Genomic DNA, 21,259 nt, shown 5'->3' on the forward strand with positions numbered 1-21,259 from the left:
TTATTTATTTTGATCTTTCCAACGTTTTCGCGCATCGCGTTCGAGTTCGAACTGTGCGAGTTGTGCTTGTTTAATTTGGTCTTTTACATATTCTCCGTTGAGACGAACGACTTGTCCACCCAGATTGTACGTGTAATCTTGAATCGTTTTGAAATCCTCTTCGCGTGCGAGTATAATGACACCCGTTTGACCATGTGCGATAAATGACGTCACTTGTTCGAAGACGTTCATCGCGTTTTTTATTTCGCGTGCGTCACCTGTCGCTCCGATAAAAGTACCACCCATCCAGCCGAGTAAAATGCCGAGCGGTCCACCGATAATTCCGACGAGCGCTCCGATAATACTTCCGCGTGCTGTTTTATCTGTTCCTGTAAAGTCTAAAAAGTCTTTTATTTGAATACCAGCATCCGCATCGTTTAAAATAACGCCCATTTGTTCTCCAACAATTTGTTTCGTCGCATGCATTTGCTTTAATTCAGAAAAGGTTTGATACGATTTACTTTCTTCTTCAAATTTAATAATGAATACGTTTTCAGCCATCGTTATTCCTCCTGTCGTTATATGAGAATAGTTTACCACGAATGTCAACATATTCCTACTGACAGTGCAAGCGATTGAGAAAAATAATCAATTATCCTTTACTTTTTAAAAAGAATGATTTAGTATAGCGTTATAGTTGCTCGAGGGAAAGATTGTTTTTTTGCTCTTGAGTTGCATGAGCGCAAGTTTTATTTTTGAAATGAAGTTGTGCTAAGGAAACAGTTTTTCCTAAATGAAAATAAAAATGTTAAATGAGAAGGTGAGTGTATGGGGAATGCCATACAAGTAAACAATTTATCCGTATCGTATTACGGCAATCAAATATTAAATAAAGTGTCCTTCAACATGGAAAGCGGCCGCTTAATCGGAATTATCGGACCGAACGGCGCAGGGAAGTCTACGTTGATGAAAGGGATGCTAGGCCTCATTCCGACTGATTGTGGAACAGTGACGATCGACGGGAAAAACGTGAGATCGATGCGTAAAGCAATCGCATACGTTCCGCAACGCGCGACAATCGATTGGGATTTTCCAATCACTGTTCTTGAAACTGTCGTCCTCGGTACATATCCGTCACTCGGTCTCTTTAAAAGACCCGGTAAGAAAGAGCGTGCTTGGGCACATGAATGTTTAGAAAAAGTGGGCATGGAATCTTATGCTCACCACCAAATCGGTGAGCTTTCAGGCGGGCAACAACAACGCGTTTTTTTAGCGCGTGCACTCGCTCAACAAGCGGAATACTTTTTCTTAGACGAACCTTTTGTCGGGATTGACGTGACGAGTGAAGCGCTCATCATCGGTTTATTGAAAGAGCTTCGAGATGAGGGGAAGACAGCATTCGTCGTCCATCATGATTTGACGAAAGTGAAGTCGTATTTTGACGATTTAATTATCGTGAACCGCGAAATTGTCGGAGCGGGCACTGTTGAGAATGTGATGCAGCCTGAAACGATGAAGCGCGCATTCAAATCTCAATATTCATTATGGGATTCTTTAGAGGTGGCGAGCTCATGAGTTTTATTCAAGATATTCAAAACTACGAATTTTTACAAAAAGCGTTATTTACAGCGATTATCGTCGGCATCATTAGCGGCGTACTCGGCTCATTTATCATTTTGCGTGGGATGAGTTTAATGGGAGATGCGATTAGTCACGCTGTTTTACCTGGTGTCGCGATTTCGTACATGCTCGGCATTAGCTATTTTTACGGAGCGGTCGTCTTCGGTTTAATGACGGCTTTCGGGATCGGGTTCATCACACAAAATAGCCGAATTAAAAATGATACATCCATCGGTATTGTATTTTCTGCCTTTTTCGCCGTCGGAATTATTTTGATTGGGAAGGCGAATACGAGTACAGATTTGACGAGTATTTTATTCGGAAATGTGCTCGCTGTAAGAGATTCCGATATGTGGATTACCCTCGGTGTCGGTATTTTCGTTTTATCGATCATCGCGCTCTTTTTTAAAGAGTTTCTCATCAGTACATTTGATCCGACATTGGCAGCATCGTTCGGATTATCAAATAAATGGATTCATTACGGGTTAATGGTATTACTTACCCTCGTTACAGTAGCATCTTTGCAAACGGTCGGAATCATTTTAGTCGTCGCGATGCTCATCACACCAGCAGCGACAGCGTATTTATTAACGAATCGTTTATCGCATATGATTTTCATTTCGTCGGTGCTCGGTGCAGTATCGGCTACCATTGGTTTATACATTAGTTTTATTTACAATTGGCCTTCAGGGGCTGCAATCGTCTTAGTCACAACAGCCTTTTTCGTTACGGCCTTACTCTTTTCACCGAAACACGGGATTGTATGGCGTACGTTAAAAGTGCGAAAAAATAAAACCGCAGTTGGACAATAATTTTTTAGGAAAAGGAGTTTTAACATGTTGAAGAAGTTTTGGAAGTTCGGTCTCATGTCAATCATGGCAGTATTTTTACTCGCCGCTTGCAGCAATGATGACAAAGGACAAACAAGTGAAAAAGAAGAAGGGGACACACCTTCTAATGATAAAGAAAAATTACAACTCGTCGCAACGTTTTCAATCATTCATGATATTTTAAATGAAGTCGGTGGAGAGTTAGTAGACGTTCACTCAATGGTGCCAATCGGTACAGATCCACATGAATACGAGCCATTGCCAGAAGATATTAAAAAAGCGACAGACGCAGATGCATTATTTTATAACGGTTTAAATCTTGAAGGTGGAGACTCAGGTTGGTTCTCAAAATTAGTGAGCACTGTGAAAAAATCAGACGACCAAGTATTTGAAGTGATGGAAGGCGTAGAGCCGATGTATTTAACTTCAGATGATGGACAAGAAGAAGAAATTAACCCACACGCATTTTTATCACCAGCAGTCGGAATTCAAATGGTGGAGAATGTAATGAAAGGTTTAATCGAGATCGACCCAGATAATAAAGCGACATATGAAGAAAATGGTGCGAAGTTTTTAGAAGAATTAAAAGCAATCGATAAAATGTACGAAGAAAAAATCAATGAAATTCCAGAAGAAAAACGTATTCTCGTAACGAGTGAGCGTGCATTCCAATACATGACAGATCGTTACGGCTTAAAAGAAGGATACATTTGGGCAATTGATACGGAAGAAAACGGTACACCTGAACAAATTAAGTCATTAGTTGAATTCATTAAAGAAAATAATATCGATACGTTATTTGTCGAATCGAACGTTGATAAACGTCCGATGGAGACAGTAGCGAAAGAAACAGGTGCAGAAATTTTCGCTGAAATTTATTCAGATGAGCTTGGGAAACCAGGTAGCGAAGGAGAAACATACACAGGTTTCTTAAAATCAAACATTGAAACGATTCACGCAGGACTCACAAAATAATTTCAATGAGATGGACACACACAGACAAAATGAGAGGCATTATGCTTCTCATTTTGTCTTTTTGTGTAAAAACATAAATATGTACTTGTAAAATAGTATAATGAAAGGAAGATCGTAAAGGAGTGACTCATGATGAAAATAGTACATACTGCTGATTGGCATTTAGGAAAACTCGTTCAAGGCGTCTACATGACAGAAGATCAACGTTATGCGTTAGAACGATTTATTGAAGAGATGAAAGAAGAGCGTCCCGATGTGATTATTATTGCAGGAGATATTTATGATCGGGGGATTCCACCGGTAGAGGCAGTCGATTTATTCGACGAAGTATTAACTGCGCTCGCCTATGATTTACGTATTCCTGTGTTAGCGATTGCGGGGAATCACGACAGCCCGACACGTTTGCAATTTGGTCGTTCTTTTATGAGAGGAGGACGCTATTTCGTTTCAGGCTCGCTTGACGATGAATTAGAACCTGTCATCTTAGAAGATGAATATGGAGCGGTTCACTTTCATTTAATTCCGTATGTCGACCCGAGTATCGCAAGACTTGCTTATGATGATGAAACGATTAACACACATGATGATGCGATGCGAGCGATTATTGAACGACTGACCTCAACTTTAGACGAACAAGCTCGCCACGTAGCAGTCAGTCATGCATTCGTTACGAAAACTGGAGAAGAAGACGACACGATGCGGAGTGATTCTGAGCGTCCATTATCGATTGGGGGCGCGGAATATGTGAGCAGTGAGCGTTTTAAAGCATTCCATTACACGGCACTTGGTCACTTACATCAAGCGCATCATATCGGCGATGAAACGATTCGTTATTCCGGCTCATTGCTAAAATATTCATTATCTGAACAACACCATCAAAAAGGTTATCTCGTCGTTGAATTAGATGGAGTAGGAAACTGCATAATCGAAAAACGTTCGTTTCACATACGACGTGATGTGCGAAGTGTGGAAGGTTATTTAGCGGATTTATTAAAAGAAGAGCGCTCAGAAGATTATATGTTCGTCACGCTACTTGATGAAGAGACAGTATTGCAACCGATGGAAAAAATTCGTGAAGTATTCCCGAATGCGATGCACGTTGAACGTAAATTGTTTTATCGTCCGACAGAAGGAGCACTCGAATACGTGCAAGCGGAAAAGATGACGGATACTGAATTGTTTACGGCTTTTTTCTCCAATATTGCAGACGAAGAGCCGACAGAAACGATGCTCGCTTTATTTGAACGTTTGAATGATCGTGTTTTAAAGGAGGAACGTGAACGATGAAGCCACTTTATTTAAAAATGACGGGATTCGGCCCATATAAAGGGACGGAAGAAATCGATTTCACAAAACTCGCTGCCCAGCAATTATTCGTTATTGCCGGTTCGACAGGGGCAGGTAAGACGACGATTTTTGACGCTTTAACGTATGCGCTTTACGGAGAAGCGAGTGGAGAGGACCGGAAAGATGATGCGCGCAGTTTGCGTAGCGACTTCGCAAAAGGTGACGAACCGTCCATTGTCACATTGCGATTTTCGATTAAAAATCGAATCTTTGAAGTGACGCGTCAACTACCGTATACGAAACTAGGAAATAAAAATGAAACGAAAGCGCAAGCGGAACTGTATGAAATGGTAGACGGAGAATTGCGCCAAGCGGTGGATCGTCAAATTATTACGGAAGTGAACGATAAAATCGAGCAGTTGATCGGTTTTACGGCAACGCAATTTAAACAACTCGTCATGCTGCCTCAAGGGGAGTTTCGCAAGTTTTTAACGTCGACGACGGATGAAAAAGAAGCGATGTTGCGAAAAATATTCCAAACGGAGCGGTACGAGGCGTTAATTGAAGTGATGAAAGAGGAAGTGAAAGAGGGAAGACAATCGTATGAATCGAGCCAACGCGATTTATTAATGACCGCTTCCCGCGTCGAAAAACTCACTTATCCGAATGAAGAATTGAAGCAACTGCACGAACAGGCAACATTGCACGTGAACCATTGGACGAAACTCGTGGCGAATGAACGTCGCATGTACGTCGAAAAGTTGAAGAGCGGGGAAGGGAAAGTTCATGAGTTAGAAAAGCGCGAACAAGAAGTGATGAAACGTTTAGCGGAAGCGGAAGCTTTAAATGCCGATTTTGCGAAGCTTGCCGAACAGTTGAAACGAGAAGAACAGCTGAAGCAGGAAAGACAAACGATTGAAGATCAACGTGTGAGGTTGCAACGAGCGGAAAAAGCTCGTCCGTTAAATGAATACCGCAATCAGCTCAACCGTTTACGAGAAGTAGCGAAAGAAGAACAACAACGACTCAAAACATTACGCGCCGAATTAGAGCGAGCGACAGAAGAAGAACGTCATGCTGCGGAACGGGTGAACGAGTGGCGTGCGCGAGAGGAAGAATTCGCGCATTTACACCGTGCGATTGTTCAAATGGAAGAACGCCTCCCCCTCTTTGAAAAAGTAGAAGAAACGACACAAGCAAAACAACAAGCGAAACAATATTGGATGGAAGCGAAAACAGTCGCAGAACGAGCGCGAACTAAACTCGAACAATTGACGAACGAACGAAAAGTGTATGAAAAAGAGTTAAAACGAGCGCGTCATGAAGTGCGTCCGTATGAAAAGAAACTGGTCGAACGTCAAGCGTATGAAAAGCAGATTGAATTGTTAGAGCAACTTGAAAAGTGGAGAGCGCGTGCACAGTCGTTAGAAACAGATTATGTGACGCAACGCCAAGCAGTGCAACAATTGACGCGTCAAGTGGAAAAACTCGAAAAAGAATGGCTCGGCAATGAAGCGATTCGCTTGCGTAAACATTTAGTAGGGGGCGAACCTTGCCCAGTTTGCGGAAGTTTAGATCATTTCATTACGGAAGAAGAAGAAACATCGGTCGATGAACGTGTCGTACAAAGCGAGCGGAAATTGTTGCAGGAAGCAGAGCGCACGTATTATCAATATGAACAACAATATCAACATGCGGTAAGTGAGTACAACCGTTATGAAGTGGCGCGGGTAGAGCGAGAAGTACATGCGACATTACCTCAATTAAGAGAAATGTTTGAAACGACATTAGCGGCATTACAACATATTGAACAAGAGCGTCAAAAAGTCGAACAATTGGAACCGAAAGTTGAAGCGTTGCATAAGCGAGTAGAAGAAGCGGAGCAGGCGGTACGTCAAGCGGAAGAAAGGGCGCGTCAAAGTGAAGGTGCGTACGTTGAACAACGCGCCGTTTTACAACAAGTGGAGCAATCGCTTGGAGAAGAACAACGCGACATTCGCGCATTCACGTCAGAACTGCATCGCATGCAGTTAAACTATGACCAGATGAAAAAAGACCGCGAGCGAGCAGAAGAAGCGTGGAAAAAATGGAGCGAACAAAAATCATTAGCGCAAGAACGTGTCACGGAAACAGAAAAGCGTTGGCACCGTGTAATCGAAGAAGGAAAAGAGGCGCGTGCTATTTTCGATGAACAATTAAGGATAGCAGAGTTTCAAGATGAAGCAGACTATGAACGAGCGCTTCAAGACGTTCCTGAAATTGAATCGTTGCGCAAAACGATTCAGCAATATGAAACGGATTGTCATATGACGACAACATTGATTGCACAACTTCAAGAGCGTTTAAAAGGGAAAGAGAAAGTAGACGAAACAGAATGGCAATATCATGTCGCACGAGTGCGAGAACAATTAAAAGAGATGAATGCTTTCGTTTTACTTATGCGTTCAAGCATCGCCTTAATTGATGAGACCGTAAAAGAAGTAGAACAACGTGCGGAAAAACTCGTTGCATTAGAAAAAGAAGTAGGCGAACTCATTCAAATGTACGATTTATTACGCGGTCAAAACCATTTAAAATTGTCGTTTGAACGTTACATTCAAATCGAATATTTAGAACGCGTCATTCAAGCGGCGAATGTCCGATTCCATCAATTGTCGCGCGGGCAATATCAATTCGTGCGCAGCGAAGAAAAAGCGAAACATAACCGTCAAAGTGGATTAGATTTAGATATTTATGATAGCTACACAGGGCAAGCGCGCGATGTGAAAACGATGAGTGGGGGGGAGAAATTTTTGGCCTCTCTCTGTCTATCGCTCGGCATGAGTGACGTCATTCAAAGTTTCCAAGGAGCAATCTCGGTCGAAACATTATTTATCGACGAAGGCTTCGGTTCTCTCGATGATGAATCGTTACGCCAAGCGATCGATGTATTAATCGACTTGCAAAAGTCAGGACGTATGATTGGTGTCATTTCTCACGTCGAGGAATTGAAGCAGGCCATCCCGTCTCGCATCGAAGTGAACAAGACGAAAGATGGTCATAGTGAATTGCGCGTCATTACAAATTAAGAGATTGTCGCTCTCAACTATGGTATAGTGAGACAATAAATCTAAAATGTAAGTAGGCGAAATGATGATCGAAATCAAAAACTCTCCATTAAGTAATGGAGATTACACACGCGGTGTGTTTGCGACAGAAAATATTAAAAAAGGAACACTTTTGCATAAAGCTCCTGTCCTTGCGTATCCAAATGAACAACATGAACATATTGAAAAAACGTTGCTCGCGGATTACGCATTTGAATACGGCATTGGCCGTACGGCGATTTTATTAGGATACGGGATGCTCTTTAACCATTCGTACACACCGAATGTGACATATGAGATTGATTTCGATAACGAAACATTCGATTTTTATGCATATACGGATATTGAAGCGGGAGAAGAAGTGTTAATTAATTATAATGGGGAAGAAGAGAATAATGATCCCCTCTGGTTTAACGAAGAATAAAAGTACCCTTTCCGCGCTATGTGGAAGGGGGCTTTTTCAACAAAAGGAGGAAATGAAATGGAAGTATACATCGTAACAGGAGCATCAAAAGGGATTGGGAAAGCGTTAATGGATCAACTGGAGCATGAAGGGCATATCGTTTATGGCTTAGCGCGCACGAATGATAAAGCGCGACGTAATTTAGTGAAAGTCGACGTGACAGCGGATGTTGCCACGATTGAAGTGGAAAAATTCATCAAGCGTCATCTTCAAGAAGCAACGTCCTTTACGTTAATTAATAATGCAGGGATCGTCGAACCGATTGGACTTGTCGGCTTATTAGACCGTGAAGCCATTGCGCGTGCCATTGAGGTGAACGTAACAGCACCGATTCAATTAGCGAATGCATTTATTTCCGCATTGCAAGAAGAAGACGTTGAAAAGCGTATTATGAATATTTCATCGGGTGCAGGGCGCAAACAGTATGACGGTTGGGGGGTGTACGGAACGACGAAAGCAGCGCTTGACCATTTTTCAACGATCGTTCATGAAGAACAGAAAAAACAAGCGCATCCTGTACAAATCGTGTCCATTGCGCCAGGGATTATCGATACAAATATGCAAGAGGTGATTCGTTCGAGCGATGAATCGCATTTTCCTCTTTTAGAGCACTTTATTGACTATAAAGAAACAGGTGCACTTGCGACACCTGAAGAAACGGCAGCACGCTTGCTTACGTTTTTGCGTAGCGAATGGATGAATGAACGTGTCATCGCTGACGTGCGAGACGTCGAGTAATGATGTACGTCGTCCTCACGCTCATTTTAGCGCTGTACGGAAGTATGCACGGCTTCGTCGCTTGGACGTTAGCGAAACAGTTTCCACGGTTTGCTTTACCGATTTATGGCATCATTTTCGTCTTCACGGTGATGAGCATCGCTGTCGTAGCGGTACGGACGAAAAGTATCGGCTCCTTTTTCGGACAGCTCGGGAGTTATTGGATGGCACTCGGCTTGTTAGCATTCGTCATTTATGCGCTCTTTCATTTTTTGCCGTTTCCTTCTTTTTGGTGGAGTACAACATGTATCGTGTTATTGTTTGCGGGAGGCATTTGGCAAGCGGAACGACTGCAAAAGACATCTTACAAGGTCGAGACGATTCCGGTAGAACAACCTGTACGCATCGCCTTGCTGAGCGACATCCATCTAGGCTATGTGAATGGGGTTAGAAAACTTGAGCGCATCGTACAACGTGTGAATGAGGAACAGCCGGATGTCGTATTGCTCGCGGGTGACTTATTTGACAGTAATTTTGAAGCGATACGACATCCTGAACGCATTCAGGAATTACTCTCAACTTTTCAATCGACATACGGAACATTTTTAGCGTGGGGCAATCACGATGCAGGCGACAATTTTGATAAAATGAGAGCGCTCGTTTTACAGACGAACATTCATTTATTAGAAGATGAAGTCGTCGATGTCGGACCGTTCGTCGTCGGTGGAAGAAAAGACGTCCGTCCAATCGGTGACCAAGGCGGCGTGCGCCATTCCATTGCACAAGCGCTCGATGCTATCGATTCGTCAAAGCCGGTATTTATGCTCGACCATCAACCGTCGACCGTGCTCGATTACGACGACCGCATCGACTTGATCGTCTCCGGGCATACACATCGCGGGCAAGTGTGGCCTTTTTATCTCATTACGCAAAAAATCTTTCCGATTGACTATGGCATGTTGCAGAAAGAAAATAGTAGCGTCGCCATCGTCTCATCTGGTGCAGGCTTCTGGGGCCCCCCGATTCGCATCGGGACGAAAAGTGAATACGTCATCATTGAACTTCAGCCTTCTATTTTAAAGTAAATAAAAACGATCGCTCATGGAATGGATGAGCGGTCGTTTTTTTGTGTGTTATTGATCGTACACTTCTGTTTCGATTTTTTTCGTTTTTGGATGGAATGAGGCGAAGTAGCGTAAGTACCAGAAGTCGTCGCGGTCAATCTCGAGTTCGGGGTTCGTTTCCGCTTCTTGTCGGTTCAGTTCGTACGTGTCCTCGTCCCATAGTTGGGCATTGACGGAAGCGGAGCGGTATTGGATGCCGAGGTCTTCGAGTGTTTGTTGCATAAATTGCACTTCTTCTTCAAACTGCTCGACCGAAACATTCGTCGCGTCCATCATAATCATGAGCCACGGCTCTTCAACGAAAGATAAAGTCGGTGACCAATCGGTATGCGTCGGCAATTCTCCTCGCATGACGGAAAACGTCATGTCGACTCCGCGGACATTTGGCGCACCTGACCGAAAGGCTTCCACTAAATAAGCGCCTGCTTGTTCGTTCAGGCGACGATTTAATGACGTATCCATACGGCTATCTCGCACCCCATCATAATGAGGGTGTTGACCGAAAAATCCAGCGCGCATCATCTCCACTTCTTGAGGCAGTTGATTGCCTGTTACGATAAAGTCATACGTTCCTGTTTTAAAATTGTACCATCCTCTTTCAATATGAAACGTTTCTTCAGGGTACGTCTTTTGTAAAAACTGTTCCGTATTTTGTTTGGCAATCATTTTGGAAAGCGGATTGCCAGTGAATGCATTGGCAATGAATGCGAAAACGAGTGTAACGGTAATCGCGATGCCGAGCCAAATTTTCTTTTTCATCGTTGTTCCTCCTTTTGTAAAGCTTGAATCCAAGCGTAAGCGATAAAAGCGCCGATGAGTGAGAGGAGCGTGTAAATGGTCCCCATACTTGCGACACTGATGATAATTTCTGTAAAGGAAGCATCTCCGAAATCATCTTGTACGTAATATAAGAAAGAAGGGACGAAGCTTAGCACAATCGGGGGTAGCCACGTTCTGTAAAAGGCGTATAGTAAGCCACCGAGCAAAGCGTATGCCCATAAGCCATTAAAGGTCAGCTCCGGAATGATTGTCGTTCGCATCGCGAGTAAAAAGGCGAGTGTGACGAGTATAAATTCATACCGTTTCATTTGACGTGTCACTTTTTTTATCGTCTTCGCCGCTTCTTCATTCGGATTCGGTAAGTCGACGGTAATCACTTCTTCCATTTGAGCTAAAGCGGTTTGGCAAGAAGGACATTGTGGCAAATGTTCTTCTACCCACTGTTTCGTTTCTTCTTGTAACAAGTTGTCGACGTATAAAGGAAGTAAATCTTCCACAATCGCACATCGGTTCATCTTTACTCCTCCAATCGTTGTTGCATTTTTTGTTTCGTTCGATGAAACGTGACGCGGGCGTATGTTTCACTTTTTCCGAGCAGTTGACCAATTTCAGCAAAAGAGCGTTCTCCGAATAACCGTAATGTCATCACTTCTTTAGGTGGAGAGGGCAATGTTTGAATGAAGGCGAGAATGGTGCGTGTTTCTTCTTTGGCGAGCCATTCCTCTTCCGTACTTTCCCGTGCTAATTGCAATGCCCATTCTTCTTGTAAAATTGGATCTTTCTTTTTCGAACGAATGTAATTGAGTAAATGAAAGCGGGCGATGGAAAAGAGCCACGTTTCCAAAGAAGCTTCTCCTCGAAATGTGTGGAGTCGTTTAAGAGCGGTATAAAATACATCTTGTGTTAAATCTTCCGCCATTTCTCGGTCGTACAATTGTGCGAGAAAATAGCGATACAATTTCGGTTGGACGTCCATATACGCGCGTTCTAACGTGTTCACATAACCCCTCCTTTTCCATTTGACTCATTAGTTAGTGTCGACGGATGCATTTTCGTTACAAAAAAATGCTGACAAATTTGTCAGCATTCAATTCGTTCATGTGTCGTAAAGTCGCGCATTTTTTCAAAGGCGAGCATAAACGGTGGATTATTTCGTTGATTGATTAGTTCGTAGCGTGCGACATGGACGTCTTTTTGGTGTAGTGTGCGCACGTATTCAAGCAAGGCGTCGCGCTCTTCGGGGCCGCCTGGATGTCCGTCGTATACCGAGACCGTAATGATACCGTCTTTTTTTAATAAGTCGAGCAAGGCGTCGATCGCAGCGATTGTCGATTCGGCTCGTGTGACGACAGAGAGGTCTTCACTGTACGGTAAATAGCCGAGATTGAACATCGCGCCACTAATCGGGGCTTCGACATATTTTTTCACATTGGCGTGACTGTCACAAATGAGTTGAACTTGCGTTAAACAATCATTTTGTTCGAGCCGTTCTTTTGTCGCATCGAGCGCTTCTTGTTGAATATCGAAAGCAAAAACGCGCCCATTCGGTCCGACGGTTTCTGCTAAAAATTGCGTATCATTGCCGTTACCTGCCGTCGCATCGACGACGACGTCCCCTTCATTCGTCACGCGTTGAATGAGTCGTTTCGTCATCGGCAAAACGCGATGGATGATAATGTTTTGATTCATCGTTTTACTCCTTTTCCTTGATAACTATTGCGTCTTTCGAGTTCGCGGTCGATCGCATTGAGCACTTCCCATTTCGTCACACTCCACATCGGTCCGATCAAATCTTCGACAGGACCGTCGCCTGTAATGCGGTGAATGACGACATCGGATGGGATGATTTCTAATTGATCGACGACGAGACGGACGTATTCCTCTTCCGTTAAAAAGTTTAATTTTCCTTTTTCATATTGCTTCACCATCGGCGTCCCTTTCAATAAATGAAGCAAATGAATTTTCAACCCTTGAATGTCGAGCTTTGCGACTTCTTGTGCCGTTTCCATCATCATGTCGAGCGATTCGCCAGGCAATCCGTTAATAATATGGCTGCACACTCGAATGTCATGTTTGCGAAGACTGTCGAGCCCTTCTTTATACGTTTCAAAATCGTGCGCACGGTTAATGAGCGTTGCGGTTTCTTCGTGGACCGTTTGCAAGCCGAGTTCCACCCATAAATACGTCCGTTCATTGAGCTCTGCCAAATAGTCGACGACGTCAGGAGGTAAGCAATCGGGACGCGTCGCAATCGATAATCCGACGACGCCGGGTTGAGCGAGCGCAGCTTCAAATTTTTCTTTCAAAACGGGAAGCGGTGCGTGCGTATTCGTATACGCTTGGAAATAGGCGATCGTTTTGCCACCTTTCCACTTATCTTGCATGCGGTTTTCAATTTCGCGAAACTGAACGTCGATCGGGTCGACACGGTCTCCCGCAAAATCTCCACTCCCTGCTACGCTGCAAAATGTACACCCACCGTGTGCGACGGTACCGTCTCGGTTCGGGCAATCGAATCCTGCATCGAGTGACACTTTAAATGTTTTTTCACCGAACACTTCTTTCAAATGTTTCGATAATGTATAATACCGTTTTCCTTCTGATGGAAAGGGGAATAATCCGTTCACTTTCTTCAACTCCTCGACAAAATTGTATCATTATTTGCACAGAAAATCGTCTGAAATGAAGAACATTTTCAGAAAGGCTTTTTCTTTTCGAATAGAACGTTTAAACTGTTTGAAGAATCTTTTTAGTTAGGGAGGCGAAATAATGCCGAAGCGCGCGTGGCTTTTAATTTTTGGGATGTTTATTAACATTGTAGGGGCTTCTTTTTTATGGCCGCTCAATACGATTTATATGCACGAGTATTTAGGAAAAACATTGACGGTTGCCGGCTTCGTTTTAATGGCGAATGCCGGGGCAGGAGTGATCGGAAATTTACTCGGTGGCATGTTGTTCGATAAGTTAGGGGGTTATCGGACGTTGATGCTCGGGAGCGTCATTTCGATTTTGGCACTCATCGTGCTCGTTTTTCGTCACGACTTCGTACCGTATGTGATTTTTTTAACGATTCTCGGATTTAGTAGTGGTATCGTCTTTCCGAGTTTGTACGCGATGATTGGAGCGGTTTGGCCTGAAGGGGGACGAAAAGCGTTTAATGCGATGTATTTAGCGAACAATATCGGTGTCGCGATCGGTCCTGCTGTTGCGGGGCTTGTCGCTGCACGTAATATCGATGCGATTTTCAGTGCGAATTTAGCGTTTTACATCGGCTTTTTATTTCTCGCCTTTTTCGGTTATCGCAATTTAGTGGCAGATACAGGACCTGCAACTGTGCTTAATCAGCGAAAAGAAATTCGACAAAAAGCGCCGTTTTATGCTTTGCTCATCATTTCGCTCGGTTATCTCGTCACGTGGATCATTTACTCACAATGGTCGACGACGATTTCGACACATGCTTTATCGCTCGGTGTGACGTTAACGCAATATAGTTTAATTTGGACGGTGAACGGAGTCGTCATTTTACTCGGTCAGCCGATTATTGCACCGATTGTGAAACGTTTTGAAAATCAATTAAAAGTGCAAATGCTCATCGGGTTAACCATTTTCTTCGGTTCCTTTATTTTTGTCAGCTTTGCTGAAACGTTCGGACAATTTTTAATGGCGATGGTCGTCTTAACATTCGGTGAAATTTTATTATGGCCTGCCATTCCGACGATTGCGAATCAACTCGCACCGAAAGGCCGCAACGGGTTCTATCAAGGAATCGTCAACTCAGCCGCAACGATCGGTAAAATGATCGGTCCCGTCGCAGGAGGAGTATTTGTCGACTTGTACGATATGCATACGATGATTTTAATGTTAACGTCGCTCTTACTCATTACGTTCATAACGACCGTCGTGTATGATCGTCCTTTGCGAAAAGCGGAACAATTGCGACAATAGTAAAAACATTCTGTGAAAGCTTGTCAATTGTCAAAAATTCAGTTACACTACATAGTAGTCAAAATAATTCATCGCAATGAAGTAGACTAGTAAGGAGTGCCATTTTTGTAGAGAGCAGACGGTCGGTGCGAGTCTGTAAAATGAACTTCACGAACTCACCTACGGAGCGAATACGTCTCATCCGCGTTAAGGATTTGAAGTGGACATGAATGATGTCAATTTGGGTGGTACCGCGGGATAACTCTCTCGCCCCTTGCGTAGTCAAGGGGCGGGAGTTTTTTAATTTGAAGGAGGATTTTACACAATGGCTTATGATCACAAGAAGATTGAGAAAAAATGGCAAAATTATTGGTTAGAAAACAAAACATACAAAACGACACAACACGAAGATAAACCGAATTTTTATGCGTTAGATATGTTTCCTTATCCGTCAGGACAAGGTTTGCACGTCGGTCACCCGCTCGGGTATATCGCGACGGATATTTTAAGTTCATATAAGCGCAAAAAAGGCTATAATGTTCTTCACCCGATGGGATGGGATGCATTCGGTCTTCCAGCAGAACAGTATGCATTAGATACAGGGAACGACCCTGCTGAATTTACAGAGCGCAACATTCAAACGTTCAAACGCCAAATGAATGAGCTCGGTTTTTCTTACGATTGGGACCGCGAAATTAATACGACAGATCCTGAATATTACAAATGGACGCAATGGATTTTCATTCAAATGTACAAAATGGGCCTCGCTTACATTGACGAAGTGCCAGTAAACTGGTGTCCAGCACTCGGTACCGTGTTGTCGAATGAAGAAGTGATTGACGGGCTTTCAGAGCGTGGGAATCACCCGGTAGAACGCCGTCCGATGCGTCAATGGGTGCTCCGCATTACAGCGTATGCCGACCGTTTGCTCGAAGACTTAGATGAGCTCGATTGGCCAGAAAGCTTAAAAGAAATGCAACGCAACTGGATCGGTCGTTCGGAAGGAGCACAATTAACGTTCGAAATCGACGGTACGGATCAAACGTTCGAAGCGTTCACGACACGTCCGGATACGATTTTCGGTGCGACGTATGCAGTGCTTGCGCCAGAGCATAAACTCGTCGAACAAATTACGACACCAGAACAGCGTGAAGCCGTACAAGCGTACGTTGATTCGATCAAGTCGAAATCAGACTTAGAGCGTACGGAACTTTCAAAAGAAAAAACAGGCGTCTTTACAGGTGCTTATGCGATCAACCCAGCGAGCGGTGAAAAAATGCCGATCTGGATCGCGGACTACGTGCTCGCAACGTACGGAACAGGGGCAATCATGGCAGTACCCGCACATGACGAGCGCGACTATGAATTTGCGAAAGAATTTAACTTACCGATTAAAGAAGTCGTATCAGGCGGTAACATTGAAGAAGCAGCACATACTGAAGACGGTGTGCTCGTGAATTCCGATTTCTTAAACGGTTTAAATAAAGAAGAAGCGATTGCTAAAGCGATTGAATGGTTCGAAGCGAACGGTAAAGGAGAAGGGAAAGTGACGTACCGTCTTCGCGACTGGTTGTTCTCACGTCAACGTTACTGGGGTGAGCCAATCCCGATGATTCATTGGGAAGACGGCACGATGACACCGGTACCGGAAGACCAATTGCCGCTCGAACTTCCGAAAGCGACGAATATTCATCCGTCTGGAACAGGCGAATCACCACTTGCGAATATCGAAGAATGGGTGAATGTTGTCGACCCAGAAACAGGAATGAAAGGTCGTCGTGAAACGAATACGATGCCACAATGGGCAGGTAGCTCTTGGTATTACTTACGCTACATCGATCCACATAATACAGAAGCGATCGCAGACCCTGAATTAATTAAAAAATGGATGCCGGTCGACATTTATGTCGGAGGAGCGGAACACGCCGTTCTTCACTTATTGTATGCGCGTTTCTGGCATAAAGTATTGTACGATTTAGGCGTCGTTCACACGAAAGAACCATTCCAAAAATTGTTTAACCAAGGAATGATTCTCGGTGAAGGAAATATTAAAATGTCGAAATCACTCGGTAACGTCATTAATCCGGACGATATCGTGAGCTCGCACGGAGCGGATACGTTACGTTTATACGAAATGTTCATGGGTCCACTCGATGCAGCGAAAGAATGGACGACGAATGGTGTCGACGGCGCACGTCGTTTCTTAGACCGCGTATGGCGTCTCTTCATGAACGAAGACGGGACATTGAGCGCGAAAGTGAATGGTGAACAAGGCGGAGAACTTGAAAAAGTGTACCACCAAACGGTGAAAAAAGTGACGGAAGACTATGAGAATATGCACAATAATACGGCAATTTCTCAAATGATGGTATTCGTGAACGAAGCGTACAAAGTAGACCGTGTACCGGTAGATTATGCGAAAGGTTTCATCACGTTATTATCCCCAATCACACCGCACATCGCAGAAGAAATATGGCAAGCGCTCGGCGAAACAGAATCACTCGCTTACGAGCCATGGCCAACATACGATGAAAGTAAACTCGTCGATGATACAGTTGAAATCGTCGCACAAATTAACGGTAAAGTGCGCGCGAAAATTGAAGTCGCTCGCGACATTACGAAAGAAGAACTCGAAAAAGTAGCGCTTGAAAATGAGCGCATTCAAGAGATGATCGAAGGGAAAACGATTCGTAAAGTAATCGCAGTACCCGGACGTCTCGTCAACATTGTAGCGAATTAATAACGAAGCGCTAGCCTACCATAGCTAGCGCTTTTTGCATAAGGAGAAAGCGATGCATTTACAAACGATTCAACACCATAAAAAAGAGTATTTACCTTTACTATTGCAAGCAGATGAAGAAGAAAGCCAAATCGATACGTATTTAGACCGCGGCACATTGTATGTCGCGTTAGAAGAGGAGCGAGTAATTGGCGTCGCGGTCGTTACAGAAGAAAAAGAAGGCGTCGAATTGAAAAATATGGCGATCGACGTCCCTTATCGCAAGCAAGGATACGGAAAGCGAATGCTCGAACAATTATTTGCCTATTATAGAGGACAAACGATGTTTGTCGGGACAGGAGATAGCGGACTCACGGTTCCATTTTATGAAGCGTGTGGTTTTACTTATTCCTATACAATCGAACATTTTTTCACAGAGCATTATACTGAACCGATTATTGAAAATGGTGTATTGCTTGAACATATGATCGTTTTGAAAAAAGATATCCCTTTATAAATTTCCTTTTTATTCATTATTCTCGCTCTTTAATTGGATGAAGTGTAAAATAATGAGAGTGAATCATGTAGTATTGTCGCTATTTTGAAACAATCATTATTCGCCAAGACGCTACAAATCATATAAAATAGAGCAGAATAAAAAAAGGTGAGGGAAGCAATGGAGACATTTTTAAATAAGTTAGTACAGTTGGAACTAGGGGAAGAGTCGCTCGCAGTAGGGGACTGGATGACGACACAGTTCATTTCGGTAGACGAAAAAACGACAATTGAAGAAGCGCTACAACTCCAACAAAAGTTGATCATCGTTGTTGATGAAAAACGACAGTTTATCGGTGTGATGAACGATGCGAGTTTGCGAGATGCATACGAGCAGTGCATCGAGTCATCCGCTCCAGTAAAGAACATTGCGCGACGTGATGGCATCCAAACGGTTGGAGAAGATATGACATTGCCACAATTGTTGCATACGGCTGAAATGATTGATCTATACGTCGTGCAAAACGAAGTGGGCGAAGTGCTCGGACTGTTGACGAAAGAAACCGTCGTCAAACATATTATTCGAATGCTAGAAAATGATTTGCATGACGAGCGAATGTCTGCAATTTTAAGCGTCATTTTAGAAAAAGCGTATGAAGGAATTGCGGTCGTTGATGAAAATGGATATTTGATCGAATTTAACGAAGCGTACAGCAATTTTACAGGGGTTCCACGAGAAGAAGCGCTCGGACGCCACGTGACGGAAGTGATTGAAAATACGAACTTGCATGAAACGGTTCAAAAAGGGATGCCGGAACGTGGGGTCATTCAAAACATTCAAGGACAAGATATGATCGTTCACCGCATCCCGATTTGGCATAACGGAAAAGTTGTCGCCGCGATCGGCATGCTCATTTTCGAAGGGGTGTCGCAAGTGTATCGCATTTACGAAAGCTTGCAATTACAAAACGTGAAGATGAGTCAAAAACAAGAGCTACACACGGAAAAAGAAATGGCGAGTTTAGAAGAAATCGTCGGCGTCAGCAAAGAAATTTTCCAATTGAAACGTCTTGCCCGTAAAGCAGCGCGCACGAAAGTTCCTGTCTTTTTAACAGGGGAGAGCGGCACGGGAAAGAAAGCGTTCGGAGAAGGGATTCATCAATTGAGCTCGCGCCGAGATGAAGTATTTATCGCGTTTGACTGCCGCAGTTACGAACCTGAACGAGTGAAGCAAATGTTGTTTCGTCGCATTCAAGAAGCGGACGGAGGAACGCTCTTCCTTGAAAACATCGACGTATTACCAGCGGATACGCAATATGAATTGTTAGAATTTCTCGAAGAAGGGAAAGGCAATGTGCTCGTCGATCAACAAATCGACGTTCGGCTCATCGTTGCTTCTTCTACGACGGTCGATGAGTTACTCCATTCTAAACAATTTGACCGACGTTTATTTGAAACATTAAGCATCGTCCATTTAGATATTCCGCCACTACGCAACCGACAAGAAGACATCCCGATTTTGCTCGCGCATTACATGCAACAACTTTGCATGAAACATCGCGTGCCAGAGAAGACATTTACTTCGGAAGTTGTGCAAGCATTGATGAATTACGAATGGCCCGGAAACGTTCGGGAACTCGTCAACAGTATCGAACGGGTCATTACGTTGAGCGATGATGAAATAATTCAAGTGGAAGATTTAGATTGGTTGCTCACGGAGAAAAAAGAACAACTGTCGACACATGTAGACAGTGTGTCGGTCAATTTGGAACAATTTAAAGAAAAACAAGGAGAAAATGAACGGGAACTCATTATTTCTTTATTGAAAAAAACGGGTGGAAACAAGTCTAAAACGGCAGAACTATTAGGGATTCACCGTACGACCTTATATAAAAAGTTAAAAAAATATAATATTGATGCTTGACATAAGTGTAGTCTTAAGGCTACACTTATTTTAGTTATAAAACTAATAAAACATAATTAAACAACATAAACTACATAAAAGTGTAGCTCTCATACATAAAAGTGTAGTTCTTGTGTAGGTTTCAAACAGAAAGGAGCAAGTGTGTATGGTAGAATGTAAAACGTTTCAAACTCCCCAAATGTTGTATTATCAACAAAATGCGTTACAAAAGCTCGGTTTCCAAGCGAAACAGTACGGTCAAAAGGCGTTAATCGTCAGCGATAAAATTATGGAAGAGCTCGGTAACGTACAAAAGTGCATCGATTTACTTTCGGAGGTCGGTGTTGAAAGCGCTGTCTTCTTAGAAGTGAACTCGGAACCGACTGACGAACATGTCGCAGCAGCGATGGATGTCTTAGAAAAAGAACAGTGTGACCTCATCATTTCAATCGGAGGCGGAAGTTGTATCGATACGGCGAAAGCGGTTGCAATTTTAGCAACAAATGGTGGCTACATCGGTGACTACATGAACCAACAAAAAATCGCGTCAAAAGCGAGTCTTCCCCACATCGCAATTCCGACGACAGCAGGTACAGGTTCAGAAGCGACAGATGTGACAGTCATTACGAATACGTCGAATCACGTCAAAATGATGATTAAACAACCGGTCTTAATGCCGACTGTAGCGATTGTCGACCCATTGCTTTCTGTATCGAGTCCGAAAAGTGTCACAGCAGCTACAGGTGTCGATGCGTTATGTCACGCAATCGAAGCGTACATTTCGAAAAAAGCACAGCCGATGACAGATGTGATGGCACTTTCTGCGATGAAATACATCGTGCGCAATTTGAAAGCAGCATATGATGATGGCGAAAACATCGCCGCTCGTGAAGGAATGGCCATCGGTGCGCTACAAGCAGGAATGGCATTCTCGAACGCTTCTGTTTGTCTCGTGCACGGTATGTCTCGTCCAATCGGTGCTTTATTCAATGTACCACACGGTTTTTCGAACGCGATGTTACTCCCAGCCGTTCTCGAATATAGCCGTGAAAGCTGTGTCGAGCGCCTCGCTGATTTAGGTCGCCTCTTCGCAGAAGAAGATGCTGTTTTAACGAACGAACAAGCGGCAGATGTCGCAGTAGAGTCAGTGAAAGAATTATGTAAGTATTTGAGCATTCCGAACTTAAAGGAATGGGGCATTGAAGAGGAAGCATTCAACGAAGCAATCGATAAGATGGCGGACGATGCACTCGATAGCGGTAGCCCAGGGAACAACCCGAAAGTACCGACGAAAGAAGAAATTAAAGCATTGTATACGACGTGCTACACATACGCGTTTTAAATTTGAAGGAGGATT

General features: G+C 43.6%; 19 protein-coding genes and 1 other annotated feature. Of the genes, 13 read left to right on the plus strand and 6 right to left on the minus strand.

Annotated features, from left to right (window positions below; genetic code table 11):
• Window positions 1-540, minus strand: a complete 540-nt coding sequence (locus IRY55_RS00220; protein WP_194561251.1) for a DUF456 domain-containing protein — start codon at window positions 538-540, stop codon at window positions 1-3.
• Between the two features lie 267 nt (window positions 541-807).
• On the opposite strand from IRY55_RS00220, the gene IRY55_RS00225 reads away from it, so the two are divergent.
• The 8 genes from IRY55_RS00225 to IRY55_RS00260 all read left to right on the plus strand — a co-directional run bounded on the left by IRY55_RS00225 (window position 808) and on the right by IRY55_RS00260 (window position 10,042).
• The gene (locus IRY55_RS00225; RefSeq protein ID WP_194561252.1) at window positions 808-1,554 is read left to right on the plus strand and encodes a metal ABC transporter ATP-binding protein; all 747 of its coding nucleotides are present in this window, start codon (window positions 808-810) and stop codon (window positions 1,552-1,554) included.
• Window positions 1,551-2,411 carry a metal ABC transporter permease gene (locus IRY55_RS00230; protein ID WP_194561253.1) on the plus strand — a complete coding sequence of 287 codons (861 nt, stop codon included), beginning with the start codon at window positions 1,551-1,553 and terminating at the stop codon, window positions 2,409-2,411. Before IRY55_RS00225 ends, IRY55_RS00230 begins: the two co-directional genes overlap by 4 nt.
• Before the next feature lie 24 nt (window positions 2,412-2,435).
• A complete protein-coding gene (locus tag IRY55_RS00235) occupies window positions 2,436-3,404 on the plus strand; it encodes a metal ABC transporter solute-binding protein, Zn/Mn family (protein ID WP_194561254.1) in 969 nt (322 codons plus the stop codon).
• A gap of 132 nt (window positions 3,405-3,536) precedes the next feature.
• A complete protein-coding gene (locus tag IRY55_RS00240; RefSeq protein WP_194561255.1) occupies window positions 3,537-4,691 on the plus strand; it encodes an exonuclease SbcCD subunit D in 1,155 nt (384 codons plus the stop codon).
• Window positions 4,688-7,759: an AAA family ATPase gene (locus IRY55_RS00245; protein WP_194561256.1), complete on the plus strand. Its 3,072-nt coding sequence runs from the start codon at window positions 4,688-4,690 to the stop codon at window positions 7,757-7,759. The genes IRY55_RS00240 and IRY55_RS00245 overlap by 4 nt, the downstream gene beginning before the upstream one ends.
• Before the next feature lie 64 nt (window positions 7,760-7,823).
• Window positions 7,824-8,201 carry an SET domain-containing protein gene (locus IRY55_RS00250; RefSeq protein ID WP_194561257.1) on the plus strand — a complete coding sequence of 126 codons (378 nt, stop codon included), beginning with the start codon at window positions 7,824-7,826 and terminating at the stop codon, window positions 8,199-8,201.
• Between the two features lie 57 nt (window positions 8,202-8,258).
• Window positions 8,259-8,978, plus strand: coding sequence for an SDR family NAD(P)-dependent oxidoreductase (locus IRY55_RS00255; RefSeq protein WP_194561258.1), 720 nt, complete (start codon window positions 8,259-8,261; stop codon window positions 8,976-8,978).
• On the plus strand, window positions 8,978-10,042 hold the full coding sequence (locus tag IRY55_RS00260; protein ID WP_194561259.1) for a metallophosphoesterase: 1,065 nt from the start codon (window positions 8,978-8,980) through the stop codon (window positions 10,040-10,042). Before IRY55_RS00255 ends, IRY55_RS00260 begins: the two co-directional genes overlap by 1 nt.
• 48 nt (window positions 10,043-10,090) lie before the next feature.
• On the opposite strand, the gene IRY55_RS00265 is transcribed toward IRY55_RS00260, so the two are convergent.
• The 5 genes from IRY55_RS00265 to IRY55_RS00285 form a co-directional block, all read right to left on the minus strand.
• Window positions 10,091-10,840 carry a YfjL-like protein gene (locus IRY55_RS00265; RefSeq protein WP_194561260.1) on the minus strand — a complete coding sequence of 250 codons (750 nt, stop codon included), beginning with the start codon at window positions 10,838-10,840 and terminating at the stop codon, window positions 10,091-10,093.
• Window positions 10,837-11,376 carry a zf-HC2 domain-containing protein gene (locus IRY55_RS00270; RefSeq protein WP_194561261.1) on the minus strand — a complete coding sequence of 180 codons (540 nt, stop codon included), beginning with the start codon at window positions 11,374-11,376 and terminating at the stop codon, window positions 10,837-10,839. Before IRY55_RS00270 ends, IRY55_RS00265 begins: the two co-directional genes overlap by 4 nt.
• Window positions 11,377-11,378: 2 nt before the next feature.
• Window positions 11,379-11,861 carry an RNA polymerase sigma factor gene (locus IRY55_RS00275; RefSeq protein ID WP_194561262.1) on the minus strand — a complete coding sequence of 161 codons (483 nt, stop codon included), beginning with the start codon at window positions 11,859-11,861 and terminating at the stop codon, window positions 11,379-11,381.
• Between the two features lie 80 nt (window positions 11,862-11,941).
• Window positions 11,942-12,550 carry a tRNA (mnm(5)s(2)U34)-methyltransferase gene (locus IRY55_RS00280; RefSeq protein ID WP_194561263.1) on the minus strand — a complete coding sequence of 203 codons (609 nt, stop codon included), beginning with the start codon at window positions 12,548-12,550 and terminating at the stop codon, window positions 11,942-11,944.
• Complete coding sequence (locus IRY55_RS00285; protein ID WP_194561264.1) at window positions 12,547-13,488, minus strand: TIGR01212 family radical SAM protein; 942 nt, start codon at window positions 13,486-13,488, stop codon at window positions 12,547-12,549. Before IRY55_RS00285 ends, IRY55_RS00280 begins: the two co-directional genes overlap by 4 nt.
• 142 nt (window positions 13,489-13,630) lie before the next feature.
• Here IRY55_RS00285 and IRY55_RS00290 point away from each other — a divergent pair, with 142 nt between their 5' ends.
• The 5 genes from IRY55_RS00290 to IRY55_RS00310 all read left to right on the plus strand — a co-directional run bounded on the left by IRY55_RS00290 (window position 13,631) and on the right by IRY55_RS00310 (window position 21,244).
• Window positions 13,631-14,806, plus strand: a complete 1,176-nt coding sequence (locus tag IRY55_RS00290; RefSeq protein ID WP_194561265.1) for an MDR family MFS transporter — start codon at window positions 13,631-13,633, stop codon at window positions 14,804-14,806.
• Between the two features lie 67 nt (window positions 14,807-14,873).
• Window positions 14,874-15,063 (plus strand) — a binding site (T-box leader).
• A gap of 47 nt (window positions 15,064-15,110) precedes the next feature.
• Window positions 15,111-17,525: a leucine--tRNA ligase gene (leuS, locus tag IRY55_RS00295; RefSeq protein WP_194561266.1), complete on the plus strand. Its 2,415-nt coding sequence runs from the start codon at window positions 15,111-15,113 to the stop codon at window positions 17,523-17,525.
• Window positions 17,526-17,577: 52 nt separating this feature from the next.
• Window positions 17,578-18,021, plus strand: coding sequence for a GNAT family N-acetyltransferase (locus tag IRY55_RS00300; RefSeq protein ID WP_194561267.1), 444 nt, complete (start codon window positions 17,578-17,580; stop codon window positions 18,019-18,021).
• 159 nt (window positions 18,022-18,180) lie between these two features.
• Window positions 18,181-19,923, plus strand: a complete 1,743-nt coding sequence (locus IRY55_RS00305) for a sigma-54-dependent Fis family transcriptional regulator (RefSeq protein ID WP_194561268.1) — start codon at window positions 18,181-18,183, stop codon at window positions 19,921-19,923.
• A 145-nt stretch (window positions 19,924-20,068) separates the two neighbouring features.
• Window positions 20,069-21,244, plus strand: coding sequence for an iron-containing alcohol dehydrogenase (locus tag IRY55_RS00310; RefSeq protein WP_194561269.1), 1,176 nt, complete (start codon window positions 20,069-20,071; stop codon window positions 21,242-21,244).
• The last annotated feature ends 15 nt before the right edge of the window (window positions 21,245-21,259 follow it).

Source organism: Savagea serpentis (genome assembly GCF_015351395.1).
Classification (GTDB): domain Bacteria; phylum Bacillota; class Bacilli; order Bacillales_A; family Planococcaceae; genus Savagea; species Savagea serpentis.